Source organism: Streptomyces sp. SID14478 (assembly GCF_010548525.1).
GTDB lineage: Bacteria > Actinomycetota > Actinomycetes > Streptomycetales > Streptomycetaceae > Streptomyces.
Map to the genome: position 1 here is coordinate 1 of NZ_JAAGMG010000784.1, position 13,531 is coordinate 13,531.

General features: G+C 72.6%; 14 protein-coding genes. 5 read left to right on the plus strand and 9 right to left on the minus strand.

Annotation, left to right across the window (positions count from 1 at the left end; all coding sequences use genetic code 11):
* Nucleotides 1-215 precede the first annotated feature (215 nt).
* The 4 genes from recN to G3I40_RS25865 all read right to left on the minus strand — a co-directional run bounded on the left by recN (nucleotide 216) and on the right by G3I40_RS25865 (nucleotide 4,108).
* Nucleotides 216-1,940: a DNA repair protein RecN gene (gene recN / locus G3I40_RS25850; protein ID WP_164304532.1), complete on the minus strand. Its 1,725-nt coding sequence runs from the start codon at nucleotides 1,938-1,940 to the stop codon at nucleotides 216-218.
* Nucleotides 1,941-2,110: 170 nt separating this feature from the next.
* Complete coding sequence (locus G3I40_RS25855; RefSeq protein WP_164304520.1) at nucleotides 2,111-3,016, minus strand: NAD kinase; 906 nt, start codon at nucleotides 3,014-3,016, stop codon at nucleotides 2,111-2,113.
* Nucleotides 3,013-3,828, minus strand: a complete 816-nt coding sequence (locus G3I40_RS25860; RefSeq protein ID WP_164304521.1) for a TlyA family RNA methyltransferase — start codon at nucleotides 3,826-3,828, stop codon at nucleotides 3,013-3,015. Before G3I40_RS25860 ends, G3I40_RS25855 begins: the two co-directional genes overlap by 4 nt.
* A 7-nt stretch (nucleotides 3,829-3,835) precedes the next feature.
* Complete coding sequence (locus tag G3I40_RS25865; RefSeq protein ID WP_164304522.1) at nucleotides 3,836-4,108, minus strand: hypothetical protein; 273 nt, start codon at nucleotides 4,106-4,108, stop codon at nucleotides 3,836-3,838.
* 42 nt (nucleotides 4,109-4,150) lie between these two features.
* Here G3I40_RS25865 and G3I40_RS25870 point away from each other — a divergent pair, with 42 nt between their 5' ends.
* On the plus strand, nucleotides 4,151-4,498 hold the full coding sequence (locus G3I40_RS25870) for an SCP2 sterol-binding domain-containing protein (protein WP_164304523.1): 348 nt from the start codon (nucleotides 4,151-4,153) through the stop codon (nucleotides 4,496-4,498).
* A gap of 17 nt (nucleotides 4,499-4,515) precedes the next feature.
* Here the strand turns inward: G3I40_RS25870 and G3I40_RS25875 are convergent, their stop codons facing one another.
* The 3 genes from G3I40_RS25875 to G3I40_RS25885 form a co-directional block, all read right to left on the minus strand.
* The gene (locus tag G3I40_RS25875; RefSeq protein ID WP_164304524.1) at nucleotides 4,516-5,349 is read right to left on the minus strand and encodes an ABC transporter ATP-binding protein; all 834 of its coding nucleotides are present in this window, start codon (nucleotides 5,347-5,349) and stop codon (nucleotides 4,516-4,518) included.
* 68 nt (nucleotides 5,350-5,417) lie between these two features.
* Nucleotides 5,418-6,446, minus strand: a complete 1,029-nt coding sequence (locus G3I40_RS25880; protein ID WP_164304525.1) for an iron chelate uptake ABC transporter family permease subunit — start codon at nucleotides 6,444-6,446, stop codon at nucleotides 5,418-5,420.
* Complete coding sequence (locus G3I40_RS25885; protein ID WP_164304526.1) at nucleotides 6,443-7,489, minus strand: iron chelate uptake ABC transporter family permease subunit; 1,047 nt, start codon at nucleotides 7,487-7,489, stop codon at nucleotides 6,443-6,445. The genes G3I40_RS25880 and G3I40_RS25885 overlap by 4 nt, the downstream gene beginning before the upstream one ends.
* Nucleotides 7,490-7,552: 63 nt before the next feature.
* On the opposite strand from G3I40_RS25885, the gene G3I40_RS25890 reads away from it, so the two are divergent.
* Genes G3I40_RS25890 through G3I40_RS25900 form a run of 3 tightly spaced genes read left to right on the plus strand, consistent with a single transcriptional unit; the run spans nucleotide 7,553 to nucleotide 9,743 of the window.
* A complete protein-coding gene (locus G3I40_RS25890) occupies nucleotides 7,553-7,846 on the plus strand; it encodes a hypothetical protein (RefSeq protein ID WP_164304527.1) in 294 nt (97 codons plus the stop codon).
* Nucleotides 7,843-8,889, plus strand: coding sequence for an ABC transporter substrate-binding protein (locus tag G3I40_RS25895; RefSeq protein WP_164304528.1), 1,047 nt, complete (start codon nucleotides 7,843-7,845; stop codon nucleotides 8,887-8,889). The genes G3I40_RS25890 and G3I40_RS25895 overlap by 4 nt, the downstream gene beginning before the upstream one ends.
* A complete protein-coding gene (locus G3I40_RS25900; RefSeq protein WP_164304529.1) occupies nucleotides 8,886-9,743 on the plus strand; it encodes a siderophore-interacting protein in 858 nt (285 codons plus the stop codon). The genes G3I40_RS25895 and G3I40_RS25900 overlap by 4 nt, the downstream gene beginning before the upstream one ends.
* 198 nt (nucleotides 9,744-9,941) lie before the next feature.
* On the opposite strand, the gene G3I40_RS25905 is transcribed toward G3I40_RS25900, so the two are convergent.
* Nucleotides 9,942-10,994, minus strand: coding sequence for an HAD hydrolase-like protein (locus G3I40_RS25905; protein ID WP_164304530.1), 1,053 nt, complete (start codon nucleotides 10,992-10,994; stop codon nucleotides 9,942-9,944).
* A gap of 72 nt (nucleotides 10,995-11,066) precedes the next feature.
* Here G3I40_RS25905 and G3I40_RS25910 point away from each other — a divergent pair, with 72 nt between their 5' ends.
* A complete protein-coding gene (locus G3I40_RS25910; RefSeq protein WP_164304531.1) occupies nucleotides 11,067-12,350 on the plus strand; it encodes a DUF1015 domain-containing protein in 1,284 nt (427 codons plus the stop codon).
* Between the two features lie 50 nt (nucleotides 12,351-12,400).
* Here the strand turns inward: G3I40_RS25910 and G3I40_RS25915 are convergent, their stop codons facing one another.
* On the minus strand, nucleotides 12,401-13,162 hold the full coding sequence (locus tag G3I40_RS25915; protein ID WP_164304533.1) for a tetratricopeptide repeat protein: 762 nt from the start codon (nucleotides 13,160-13,162) through the stop codon (nucleotides 12,401-12,403).
* Nucleotides 13,163-13,531: the final 369 nt, after the last annotated feature.

Genomic DNA, 13,531 nt, shown 5'->3' on the forward strand with positions numbered 1-13,531 from the left:
ACACCCACCGTGACGGCGGGCCCGGCGCACAGGTCGACGGTGCGTCCCGCGTGGTTCTTGCGTTCCCACCGCGCCGCGCCACCCGGCTTCGTACGGCGCAGGGCGGTGCGGGCCGCGTGGGTGACGCTCGCGGCGAGTGCGGCGCCGCGCAGGGTGCGGGAGGCATCGATCATGCGGTCAGCCTAGGGCGCGTCCGGTCCTGGGCGTGTCCCGGGCTACCGGTCGCCGCGGGCCGTCGCGAGGAGCTCCTCGGCGTGCGCCCGCGCCGTCTCGGAGTCCTCCTGTCCGGCGAGCATCCGTGACAACTCCCGTACGCGGTCCTCGCCTTCGAGCACGGTGACACCGGAGCGCGTCACGGTCCCGTCGTTCGTCTTCTCGACGAGGAGCTGGCGGTCGGCGAAGGCGGCGACCTGCGGCAGGTGCGTGACGACCACGACCTGTGCGGACTTCGCGAGCTTGGCGAGGCGCCGGCCGATCTCCACGGCCGCCTTGCCGCCGACGCCGGCGTCGACCTCGTCGAAGAGGTACGTGGGGACCGGGTCGGTGCCCGCGAAGACGACCTCGACGGCGAGCATCACCCGGGACAGCTCACCGCCGGACGCGCCCTTGGCGATGGGCCGGGGCGGGGCGCCGGGGTGCGGGGCGAGCAGCAGCTCGACCTCGTCGGCGCCGCTCGGCCCGGCGACGACGTTGCGGCCGTCGACCTCGATGCCGTCGGTCGCGTCGGTCTCGGTCTGCCGGATGTCGAAGGAGATCCGCGCGTGCGGCATCGCCAGGGACGCCAGTTCCTCGGTCACGGCGGCGGCGAAGCGGGCGGCGGCCTCCGTGCGGGCGTTCGTCAACTCCTGGGCCAGCGCGCCCAGTTCACCGCGCAGTGACTCGCGTTCGGCGGCCAGCTCGTCGATCCGCTCGTCGTCGCCGTCGAGTTCGAGCAGGCGCGCGGCGCTGGTCTCGGCCCAGGCGAGCACGCCCGTGACGTCCTCGCCGTACTTCCGGGTCAGCTGGGTGAGGGCGGCCCGCCGCTCCTCGACGGCCGACAGCCGCAGCGGGTCGGCGTCCAAGTCGTCGGCGTACCCGGCGAGTTCGGCAGCGACGTCGGTGAGCAGGATCTGTACCTCGCCGATCCGCTCGGCGAGCGTGGCGAGGGCCGGGTCGTGGGAGCGTACGGCTTCGAGCGCCCGGTACGCGCCGCCGACCAGCGTCGTGGCGTCGACTCCCTCCGGGTCCTCGGGGTTCCCGGCGAGCGCGGCGTGCGCGGTCGCTGCGGCCGAGGCGAGCGCCTCCGCGTGCCCGAGCCGCGAGGCCTCCTCGGACAGTTCCGCGTCCTCGCCGGCGCGCGGCTCGACCGCCGCGATCTCGTCGAGCCCGAACCGCAGCAGATCCGCCTCCTGCGCCCGCTCGCGGGCGCGCGTGGTGATCTCCTCCAGCTCGGTGCTGACGCGCCGGAGCCGCTTGTAGACGGCCGTGTACTTGGCGAGGGGCCCTGCGACGGTGTCCCCCGCGTACCGGTCGAGCGCCTGGCGCTGCCGGCCGAGCTTCAACAGTCCCTGCTGATCGGTCTGTCCGTGCACGGCGACGAGTTCGTCGGCGAGTTCGGCGAGGACGCCCACCGGCACCGACCGCCCGCCCAGATGCGCCCGCGAGCGCCCCTCGGCGGACACGGTGCGGCTGACGAGCAGCACCCCGTCCTCCAGTTCGGCCCCGGCCTCCTCGGCACGGGTCACCGCCCCGGATCCCGCGGGCACGCCGATGCGCCCCTCGACCACCGCGCTCTTCGCACCGATCCGCACGAGCGCCGCGTCGGCCCGGCCACCGAGCAGCAGCCCGAGGCTCGTGACGACCATCGTCTTGCCCGCGCCGGTCTCGCCGGTCACCGCCGTGAACCCGGGCGACAGCTCGACCACCGCGTCGTCGATGACTCCGAGCGACCGTATCCGCATCTCCTCCAACACGGACACGACCTTACGAGGTCGGGGGCCGCCTGTGCGACGGGCCCTGGCTCCCCGGGCCGAACCCGCAGGTGGCGTGGCCCCTTTCCGGATGGTCTGTCACCCGCGCGAGTGGGGATTTCCGCCGGGCGCGTAGCTACCCGCCCCTGGCCCGGCAGGCTCTAGTGGGGCGCCCCGCGCCAGCCCGCCACCGGCAGCGCGAACTTGGCCACCAGCCGGTCGGTGAACACGGCCTGATGCAGCCGCGCGAGCCGCACCGGCACCTCGCCCCGCCGCACCTCGACCCGCGCCCCGGACGGCAGCGGCACGGTCCGCCGTCCGTCGCACCACAGCACCCCGTGCGGAGTGTGCTGCTGCACCTCCACCGCGAGCACCGAGTCCGGCGACGTGACCAGCGGCTTCGCGAACAGGGCATGCGCACTGATCGGCACCATCAGCAGCGCCTCGACCTCGGGCCACACCACGGGGCCGCCCGCCGAGAACGCGTACGCCGTCGAGCCGGTCGGTGTCGCGCACACGATCCCGTCGCAGCCGAAGCCCGTGACGGGCCGCCCGTCGATCTCCAGGACGACCTCGAGCATCCGCTCGGGTTCGGTCTTCTGCACGGCGGCCTCGTTCAGGGCCCAGTCGCGGTGCACGACGTCGCCGTTGCGGTGCACGGCGACGTCGATCGTCATGCGCTCCTCGACCGTGTACTCCTTGGTGACGACCCGGTCGACGACCTTGTCCAGGTCGTCGCGCTCGGCCTCCGCGAGGAACCCGACCCGCCCCAGGTTCACGCCGAGCATCGGCACCCCGGACGCCCGCGCGAACTCGGCGCCGCGCAGCAGGGTGCCGTCCCCGCCGAGCACGATGAGCAGTTCACAGGCGTCGAGGCAGGCCGGCGTCGCCTCCTTGACCAGCTCCACCTCGGGCGGCAGCGGCAGATCGGCGGCCTCCGCCTCCAGGACGCGTACGCCGAGGCCGTTGCGCAGCAGCCCCTGGACGACGCGTTCGGCACTGCGGATGGCCGCGGGCCGCCCGGTGTGCGCGAGCAGGAAAACAGTACGAGCTCGGGTCTGAGTCAACGCGGCCCCTCCGCCACTGCTCGGTCGACGTCGGCCGGGTCCAGTTCGGGTGCCCCGGCCCGCAGCCACAGAAAGTACTCGACGTTCCCGGAGGGCCCGGGCAGCGGGCTCGCGGTCACGCCCCGCACGCCGAGCCCGAGCTTGAAGGCCTGCGCGGCGACCCCGCGCACGGCCTCGGCCCGCAGTTCGGTGCTGCGGACGACGCCGCCGCTGCCGAGCCGCTCCTTGCCGACCTCGAACTGCGGCTTCACCATCAGCACGAGGTCCGCGTCCGGCGCCGCGCACCGTGCCAGGGCGGGCAGCACCAGGCCGAGCGGAATGAAGGACAGGTCCCCGACCACGATGTCCACGGGCACGCCGTCGATCGCCTCCGGCGTCAACTCGCGCACGTTCGTGCGGTCCTTCACGGTGACGCGTTCGTCGCTCTGCAGTGACCAGGCGAGCTGCCCGTACCCGACGTCGACGGCGACGACGTGCGCGACGCCTGCCCGCAGCAGGACGTCCGTGAAGCCCCCGGTGGAGGCCCCGGCGTCCAGCGCCCGCCGCCCCTCGACCGCGAGCCCCTGCGGGACGAACGCCGCGAGCGCGCCCGCGAGCTTGTGCCCGCCGCGTGAGACGTACTCGGGGTCCCCGTCGTCCTGCGCCACGACGATCGCCGCGGCCGTCTCCACCTGGGTCGCGGCCTTGGTCGCCACGGTCTTGCCGACGCTGACCCGCCCTGCGGCGATCAGCTGGCTGGCGTGCTCGCGCGAGCGGGCCAGCTTGCGGCGGACGAGTTCGGCGTCGAGGCGGCGACGTGCCACACCTGCCACGTTCGGTTCAGCTCCTGTGCTCATACGGGTCGTGCGGGGACGAAGGCCGGGGCCGCGCGTCCAGCGCCGTGAGCGCCGCGCGCAGTCCCTGATGTACATCCTCGTACACCTCGACGTGTCCGTCCGCCGCGAGGTGGTCCACATCGCCGAGCCGCCCCAGCTGCGCGTCCACGTCGGCGTTGCCGGTCGGGGTGCGCTCGATGCCGAGGGGGGCGGGGGCCGCGGGCTCGTACGACGGCTCCTCGGCCGGGGCCGACGCCTGCGCCGGAGTCTCACTCATGCCCCGACGCTACCTCGGAAGCCCGGTGTACCGTCGATCACGATGGCCACGATCGATGAGTGCCGCACGGCGCTCGACACACTCTCGGACACCATGGCGGGCGCCGGCGGGGACGTCCGCGCCGCCGCCGCGCTGGACCGCTCGCTGAGCTGCCGCATCACGGACCTGGACGTGACGTTTTCCGGCCGCCTCAAGGACGGCCGGATCGAGGTGCTCGACACCCGCCCCGGGCCGCCCGCCCAGAAGGCGCAGATCCGGCTCGCGATGAGCGGGGACGACCTGGTGGCGATGGTGGACGGGCGGCTGAACTTCGCGAAGGCCTGGGCCTCGGGCCGGGTCGGACTGGAGGCCTCGTTCCGCGATCTGCTGCGCCTCAGGACGCTGCTGTAGCCACCGGCCGGGGCGCCTCAGGACGCTGCCGTCGCCACGGCCGGAGGCGTCGCGTGAGCCTTGTCCCGCGCCTTGCGCGCCGCCGGGACCACCAGCGGGGTGCCCGTCTCCGGGTCGTCGATGATCTGGCACTTCATGCCGAAGAGCCGCTCGACGAGGTCGGCGGTGACGATGTCCTTCGGGGCGCCCTCCGCGATCACCTCGCCCTCGCGCAGCGCGATGAGGTGGGTCGCGTACCGGGCCGCGTGGTTGAGGTCGTGCAGTACGGCGACGAGCGTGCGGCCCTGTTCCTCGTGCAGCTCCGCGCAGAGGTCGAGGACGTCGATCTGGTGCTGGATGTCCAGGTAGGTCGTCGGCTCGTCGAGGAGCAGCAGCGGCGTCTGCTGGGCGAGCGCCATGGCGATCCACACGCGCTGGCGCTGGCCGCCGGAGAGCTCGTCGACGTACCGGTCGGCGAGCTCGGCGACGCCGGTGGACTCCATGGACTCCCGTACGACCTTCTCGTCCTCCGGGGACCACTGGCGCAGCAGGCCCTGGTGCGGGTAACGGCCGCGGGCCACGAGGTCGCCGACGCTGATGCCGTCGGGCGCGACCGACGACTGCGGCAGCAGGCCGAGCGTCTTGGCGACCTTCTTCGCGGGCATCGACTGGATGACACTGCCGTCGAGCAGGACGCGGCCCGCACTCGGCTTGAGCATCCGGGACAGGGCGCGCAGAAGCGTGGACTTGCCGCAGGCGTTCGGGCCGACGATCACCGTGAAGGAGTTGTCGGGGATCTCGACGGACAGCTTCTCGGCGATGACGCGCTGGTCGTATCCGAGGGTCACGTCGTCGGCTATCAGCCTGTTCACAGCGGTGCTCCTTTGGTTCTGGTGCGGCTGGTCCGCCTGAGGGGTGTCCGTACGGGGGCTGCGCGCACTCATATCCGGCCCGCCTTGCGCTCGGTGACGAGGAGCCACAGCAGGTAGACGCCGCCGACGACGCCGGTGACGACGCCGACGGGCAGCTGGTCGGCGCCGAACATCCGCTGGGAGACCAGGTCGGCGACGATCAGCAGCGTGGCGCCGAGCCAGGTGGACGCCATCAGGTTCGGTCCCGGCGACTTGGTGAGGCGGCGGGCGATCTGCGGGGCGGTGAGCGCCACGAAGGCGACCGGCCCGGCCGCGGCGGTGGCGGCCGCCATCAGGAGGACGGAGGACACGAGCAGCAGCAGCCGGGTCCGCTCGACGCGGATACCGAGCGCGCCGGCCGAGTCGTCGCCCATCTCCAGCATCCGCAACGGACGCCCGTACGCGGCGACGACCGGCACCAGGACGGCGAACAGGATCAGCAGCGGCCACACTTGCGTCCAGTCGCGGCCGTTGAGGGAGCCGGTCATCCACACGGTGGCGCGGGCGGCGTCCACGAAGTCGGCCTTGGTCAGCAGATAGCCGTTGACGGCCAGCACGAACGCGTTGACGCCGATGCCGACGAGGACGAGCCGGTAGCCGTGCACGCCTCCCTTCCACGCCAGGAGGTAGATGGCGACGCCGGTGACGAGGCCGCCGACCAGCGCACCGAGCGAGACCTGCGCCGCGCTGCCGCCGAAGAGCACGATCATCACGAGCGCGCCCGCGGTCGAGCCCTGGCCGACGCCGAGCACGTCCGGACTGCCCAGCGCGTTGCGGGAGATGGACTGGAAGAGCGCGCCGGACAGGCCGAGCGCACCGCCGACCAGCAGGCCGACGAGGACCCGCGGCAGACGCAGGTCGTTGATGATGAAGTCCTGCCCGGCGTTGCCGTTGCCCGCCAGGGAGCGCAGCACGTCCACGGCCGGGATCGGGAAGTCGCCGGTGCCGATGAGGACGACGCCCGCGGCGAGCGCGGCGACGACCAGGGCCGCCACGACGACGGTGGTGCGGATGTCGAGCCGTACGGAGAGTCCGCCCGGGGTGCGTATCGCCTTCACAGCTGGGCCAACCTCCGGCGTCGTACGAGAAGGATGAAGACCGGCGCGCCGATGACGGCGGTGACGATGCCGACCTGGAGTTCGGCCGGGCGGGCCACGATCCGGCCGACGACGTCGGCGCCGAGCAGCAGCACGGGAGACAGGACGGCCGCGTACGGCAGGATCCAGCGCATGTCGGGCCCGGTGAACGAGCGCACGATGTGCGGCACCATCAGGCCGACGAAGACGATCGGGCCGCAGGCGGCGGTGGCCGCGCCGCACAGCATGGTCGCGGCGGCCATGCTCAGGGCGCGGGTGCGGCCGAGGTGGGCGCCGAGGGCGCGGGCCGTGTCGTCGCCCATGGCCATCGCGTTGAGCGACCGGGCGAGGCCGAGGGCGAGCAGCGTGCCGACCGCGATGAACGGCCACACCTGCTCGATGGTGTCCATCTTGGCGCTGGCCAGCGAGCCGACCTGCCAGAACCGCATGCGGTTGAGCGCGACGTCGTCGGTGATCATCACGGCGTAGAGGTAGCCGGACAGGGCCGCGGTGATCGCGGTACCGGCGAGGGCGAGCCGCACCGGGGTCGCGCTGCGGGTCCCGCCGAGGACGTACACGAGGCCGCCCACCGCGGCCGCGCCGAAGAAGGCGAACCAGACGTAGCCGCTGAGCGAGGTCACCCCGAAGAAGCTGATGGCGGTGACGACCGCGGCGGAAGCGCCCATGTTGATCCCCAGGATGCCGGGGTCGGCCAGCGGGTTGCGGGTCAGCGCCTGGAGCACGGCACCGGCGAGGCCGAGCGCGAGTCCCGCGAGCACGCCGAGCAGGGTGCGCGAGACGCGCTCGCCCACGACGACGTCCGCGTAGGTGCCGCTGTCGTGGAACAGCCCGTGCCAGACCTGGTCCAGCGCGAGCGGCTTCGCCCCGACGGCGATGCTCGCCACGACGACGGCGAACAGGAGCAGGACCGACGCGAGGAGCCCCGCGGTACGGAGCACGGCGCGGCGGCCGGGGGGCGCGGGGGCGGGCTCCGCGCTCGTTTCTGGGGGACTGTCGACCAACACGAGGTTAGGTTAGCCTACCCTCCAATTCAGCCACATCCCGCTGCGCCGAGAGAAGCATCTCCCATGCCCCCCGCCCTGCTCCAGGCCGCCCCGGCCCGCCGCGTGCCCGCGGCCGGTGGCGCCCTCGGCCTCGGTGTACTGCTCACCGCATGCGGCGACGGCAAACCCGCTTCCGGCCACGACAGCCCGGGCGACACCGAGCCAGCCTTCAGGGCCGCCCGGGGCCCCCGGACCGCCGGCGCCGATGTCGATGTCGATGTCGATGTCGATGTCGATGTCGATGTCGACAAAGTGACCGTCCTCGGCTACGCACGGCTGCCGGCCGAGGCGGTCGACAACATGAAGAAGGCGATATGATCCACCGCACCCCCCTGTCCCACCACGCTCCCCTGTCCCGACGGGGTCTGCTCAGCGCGGCGGGCGCACTCGGCCTCGGCGCCGCCCTGACCGCGTGCGGCGGCGGCTCCGACAAGAAGAAGTCGACCGGCGCCGGGGGCGGCGACACCGGAGCGTGGTCCTTCAAGGACGACCGCGGCAGAACCGCGAAGGTCGCCCACACCCCGAAGAACATCGTGGCGTTCGTCAGCGCCGCGGCCGCCCTGCACGACTACGGAATCGCGTGCACGGGCGTCTTCGGCCCCTCCGAGCCGATCGGCGGGAAGCCGAACCCCCAGGCGGGCACGCTGGACGTCACGAAGCTGACCAGCCTGGGCACGGACTTCGGCCAGTTCAGCATCGAGAAGTACGCGGCGCTCGAACCCGACCTCCTCATCAGCAACATGTTCCCCCCGCCCGACCTGTGGTTCGTACCGGCGGAGAGCAGCAAGAAAATCGCGGCGCTCGCCCCCACGGTCGGCATCAGCGTCGCCCACGCCTCCCTGCGCGTCCCGCTGCGCCGCTACACGGAACTCGCGGCCTCCCTCGGCGCCGACCTGAAGGCCGAGAAGGTCGTCGCGGCGAAGGCCCGCTTCGAGAAGGCGGAAAAGACCCTGCGCGAGGCTGCCAAGAAGAACGGCGGCCTGAAGGTCCTCGCCATGACCGGCGACGCGGACAACATGTACGTCGCCGTGCCCGACTCCTACTGCGACCTGAACTACTTCAAGGATCTGGGCATCGAGTTCGTCGAGGGCAAGAAGAGCGACAAGTGGGGCTTCTGGGAGTTCCTCAGCTGGGAGAACGCCGACAAGTACCACGCCGACCTGATCATGATCGACAACCGCTCGCAGGCGATGACGCCCGAGCAGCTCGCGAAGAAAGCGACCTGGGCCTCGCTGCCTGCCGTCAAGGCGGGCCAGACCACGCCGTGGGCCATGGAGGAGCGCTACAGCTACGCGGGCTACGCCCCGGTCCTCGAACGTCTCGCCGCCGCCATCGACCAGTCCAAGAGGCTCACGACATGACAGAAGCAGCAGCCCCGGCCACGCCCGCCACCCCGGCCCCCCAGGCGGCGGTGTCCCCCTTCGACCTCTTCGATCTGCACGTCCTGCGCGTCGACCGCCTCACCCCGTCCATGGTGCGCGTGGTCTTCGGCGGGCAGGACCTGGCTCGCATGACATCGGCCGGCCGCGACCAGCGCATCAAGCTGTTCTTCCCGGCGCCGGGCCACCGAGCACCGCGGCTCCCGGACAACTCCGACGGCAACTGGTACTCCTCGTGGCAGGCCATGGACCCCGCCACCCGCGGCGTCATGCGCACGTACACGATTCGTGAACTCGACGCTCCCGCAGGCGAGTTGACGGTCGATTTCGCGGCGCACGGCGACGAGGGGCCCGCCTCCCGCTGGGCCCTGCGGGCCCGCCCCGGCGACCTGGTCGGCGCGCTCGCCCCGGTCGTCGAGGAGAACATGGCCTACGAATTCCGACCGCCCGCCGACACCGACTGGATTCTCCTGACGGCGGACGCCTCGGCGCTCCCGGCCGTCGCCGCGATCCTGGAACACCTGCCCAGGTCGCTCCCCGTCCGCGTCTGGATCGAGGTCCCCACGCCGCAGGACCGCCAGCCCCTGCCCGTCGGCCCGGATACGGACATCACCTGGCTCACGGCCTCCGGCACCACCACCGAGTCGATCCGCTCGACGGACCTGCCCGGGGGCACCCCCTACGCCTGGGTTGCGGGCGAATCCGCCACGGTGAAGGCGGTCCGCCGCCACCTGGTGGCGGACCGCGGCTTCGACCGCAAGCGCGTCAACTTCTCCGGTTACTGGCGCAAGGGCACATCGGAGGACAACCTGCTCGCCACCGCCGAGGCGGCCTGAACGCACCGTCTGCCGCACACCACCTGCCGCAGACGGCGACGGTCGGCGGCAATGGAGGTGCGGCGACCGATCTGCGGCGCACCCCCGCGCCGGATCGAGGGAGACCGCCCGCGCGGTCTCCCCTGTCACCCCCGGCTTTCGGTCGGTACCGCACCACCCCGCCGCCACCTGCGACAGGTGCCCCCTCGTCCGCTCCCGTCAAAGCTCCAACCGCGCCAACGCCTTGGCCGAGTCCAGCGCGCACTCCCCGTCCCCCGCCTCCGTCCAGGCCGCCGCGCACAGCGCCCGCAGCCCGTCGATCGCGTCCCCGTCCCCCTCCAGTTCCAACTGCCCGTCCCCGGCCACGGCCGTCCAGCCCCCGCAACGGAAGCCGGCGCCCTCCTCGGTGACGTCCGGCTGCCCGGTCAACAGTCCCCGCAGGTCCCGGTCCACGTACGTCGGCCGGTGCTGCGGCGGCGCGGCCAGCAACTGTGCCCCGTCCGTCACCCCGGTCAGCACGAGCAGCGAATCCACCTCCCCGTTCGAAGCACCCTCGATGTCCGTGTCCAGCCGGTCGCCGACGACCAGCGGCGTCTTCGCCCCGGTCCGCAAAATGGTCTCCCGGTGCATCGGCGGCAGCGGCTTCCCCGCGATCTGCGGTTCCGCCCCCGTCGCGATCCGGACGACCTCCACCGCCGCCCCGTTCCCCGGCGCGATGCCCCGGGCACTGGGAATCGTCAGGTCGGTGTTGGACGCGAACCACGGCACCCCTCGGGCGATCGCGTAGCAGGCCTCGGCGAACCGCCCCCACGCCATGTCGGGCCCCCCGAACCCCTGGACGACCGCGGCAGGATCGTCATCAGCGGAGTCGACCGGCTCCAGGCCCCGCTCGCGCAGCGCGACCCGCAGCCCTTCCCCGCCGATCACCAACACCCGTGCGCCACTGGGAACTTGCTCGCTGATGAGCCGCGCGACGGCCTGCGCCGACGTGATCACGTCGTCGGCCTCGGTCGGGATCCCGAGCTCGGTCAGATGGTCGGCCACGGCATCCGGTGTCCGCAGCGCGTTGTTGGTCACGTACGCGAGCCCCATCCCCCCGTCCCGCGCGACGGCCAAGGACTCGACGGCGTGCACGATGGCCCGCCCACCCGCGTAGACGACCCCGTCAAGATCGAGCAGCGCGGTGTCGTACGCCTCGTTCAACGCCCGCTCGCTGCTCCCGGGCCGCAGCCGGGACCCGCCGTCGGCCGCACCGCTCGCACTCTGGCTCATTCCGCATCGCTCCTCGTTCGATCCCAGTCACCCGATCATCCCCCACGCCACTGACACTCGTACGATGCACGAATGAACACTGCAGGTGACGGCTTGGATCTGCGCCCTTTCCACGGGGTGCGCTACGTTCCCGAGCGCATCGGCAGCCTCGCCGCCGTCACCTCGCCTCCGTACGACGTCGTCGTACGCCCCGACGGCCTGCTGCACCTGGAAGGCGCCGACCCCCACAACATCGTGCGCCTGATCCTCCCGCAGACCGGCCCCTCGGGCTCCCCGCAGTCCCGCAACGACCAGGCCGCCGACACCCTGCACCGCTGGCTCGCGGAGGGCGTCCTCGCCCCCGACGCCGCACCCGCGCTCTACGTGTACGAGCAGCGCAACGGCGACCTGCTCCAGCGCGGCCTCATCGGCGCCCTCCGCCTCTCCGAGGCCGCCGAGGGCGTGGTGCTGCCGCACGAGGACGTGATGCCGCACGTCGTCGCGGACCGCGCGGGCCTGATGCGCACCACCGCGGCCAACCTCGAACCGCTCCTGCTGACCTACCGGGGCAACGGGAACGCGACGGGCGCCACCGCCGTCATCGAGCACGCGGTCCGCCGGGCCCCGCTCCTGGCCACGACCACGGAGGACGGCTACAGCCACCGCCTGTGGGCGATCACGGACCCGGCACAGCAGAAGCAGATCCAAGACGACCTCTCCCGCCACCAGGCCCTGATCGCCGACGGCCATCACCGCTGGGCGACCTACCTGCGCCTGCGCACCGAGCACACCTCGCCCACGCCCTGGGACTACGGCCTGGTCCTCCTCGTCGACACAGCGCGCTACCCCCTGCGCGTCCGCGCCATCCACCGCCTGCTGGGCCGCCTCCCGATCGACCAGGCACTGGCGTCCGCAGCCCCCTACTTCCGCGTACGAGAAGTCGCCGGCCCCCTCCCCCAGGCGATGGAGTTCCTCGCCGAGGCCGCGTCGCAGGGCAACGCGTTCCTCCTCGCGGGCACCGGCGACACGTACCACCTCCTCGACCGCCCGGACCCGGCACTCCTCGCCCGTACGATCCCGACGGACCGCCCCGAGGCCTGGCGCACCCTGGACGCGACGGTCCTGCACTCCACGCTCCTCGGCCACGTCTGGGGCATCCCCGAGGACTCCCCCGCCGATGTCACGTACATCCACGACACGGAGGCGACGGTCGAGAAGGCGCGGCAGGACGAAGGCACCGCGGTCCTCATGCACCCGGTACGCGAAGAGGTCGTCCGCGAGCTGGCCCGCGAGGGCGTGACGATGCCCCGCAAGTCGACGTCGTTCGGCCCGAAGCCGGCCACCGGCCTGGTCCTGCGGACGCTCACGAACGACTGACGGGCGGGCCCCGTAGGAACCCGCCCGTCACTCACACCGCACGACAACGCCTACTTGTCGTCGTCCTCGTCACCGAGGCGACGCCCGCCTTCGCTGTCACTGTCGGCCGACGCGACACCAGCGTCATCGTCGTCGTCGAAGGCATCGACGAACTCGACGCCGTCCAGCTCGGCCAGCCGGTCCGACGCGTCGGTGCTGCCGTCCTTGTCGGACTCCACCGCCTTGGCGAACCACTCCCGCGCCTCGTCCTCACGCCCTGCGGCCAGCAGCGCATCGGCGTACGCGTACCGCAGCCGCGCGGTCCACGGCTGTACGGAGGTCGAGGCGAGCTCGGGGCTCTGCAGCGTGACGATGGCCGCATCCAGCTGCCCCATGTCGCGCCGGGCTCCCGCGGCCACGAGCCGCATCTCGACCTGCGCGGCCTTGTCCAGCTTCGCCACCTCGGGCGCCCCGGCCATGTCGAGCGCCTTCTCCGGCCGCCCGAGTCCGCGCTCGCAGTCGGCCATCACGGGCCACAGCTCCACGTTGCCGGTCATGCGCCGCGCGGCCCGGAACTCGGCCAGGGCCTCGCTGTACTGCTGGTTCGCATAGGCGGCGAAGCCGCCGGCCTCGCGCACGGCCGCGACACGGGACGCCAGCCGCAACGCGACCTTCGAGTACCCGTAGGCACCCTCCGGGTCCTCGTCGATCAGCCGCGCCACCATCACCAGGTTCTTGGCGACATCCTCCGCAAGCCCCTTCGGCAGGGACTGCAGCTCCTGCTGTACGTCCTTGTCGAGCTCGAACCCGGAAACGTCCTCGGGGATCGGCAGCCGCTTGATCGGCTCACGATCACGCTCCCGTTCGTCCCGGAACCGCCCGCCGCCACGCCGGTCGTCGCGCCGGTCATCCCGTCGGTCGTCCCGCCCGCGGTAGCCACCGCCGGGTCGCCCACCGCGGTCGTCGCGACCTCGGAAGCCGCCACCACCGCCACCACGACTGTCATCACGCCGGTCGCGGAACCCGCCACCACCACGGCTGTCGTCCCGCCCCCGGTAGCCACCGCCGCGGTTGTCGTCCCGGCGGTTGTCATCGCGACGGTTGTCGTCACGCCGGTCGTCACGACGGAACGGAGGCCGGTCACCATCACGACGCGGCCCACGGTCCCGATCCCGGTCACGGTCGCCAAAGGACGGACGGTC

Coding starts and splice junctions, on each gene's coding strand:
- recN (WP_164304532.1), bottom strand. CDS start 1,940: ATGCGGATACGGTCGCTCGGAGTCATCGACGACGCGGTGGTCGAGCTG.
- G3I40_RS25865 (WP_164304522.1), bottom strand. CDS start 4,108: ATGAGTGAGACTCCGGCGCAGGCGTCGGCCCCGGCCGAGGAGCCGTCG.
- G3I40_RS25910 (WP_164304531.1), top strand. CDS start 11,067: ATGAACACTGCAGGTGACGGCTTGGATCTGCGCCCTTTCCACGGGGTG.
- G3I40_RS25900 (WP_164304529.1), top strand. CDS start 8,886: ATGACAGAAGCAGCAGCCCCGGCCACGCCCGCCACCCCGGCCCCCCAG.
- G3I40_RS25870 (WP_164304523.1), top strand. CDS start 4,151: ATGGCCACGATCGATGAGTGCCGCACGGCGCTCGACACACTCTCGGAC.
- G3I40_RS25890 (WP_164304527.1), top strand. CDS start 7,553: ATGCCCCCCGCCCTGCTCCAGGCCGCCCCGGCCCGCCGCGTGCCCGCG.
- G3I40_RS25905 (WP_164304530.1), bottom strand. CDS start 10,994: ATGAGCCAGAGTGCGAGCGGTGCGGCCGACGGCGGGTCCCGGCTGCGG.
- G3I40_RS25895 (WP_164304528.1), top strand. CDS start 7,843: ATGATCCACCGCACCCCCCTGTCCCACCACGCTCCCCTGTCCCGACGG.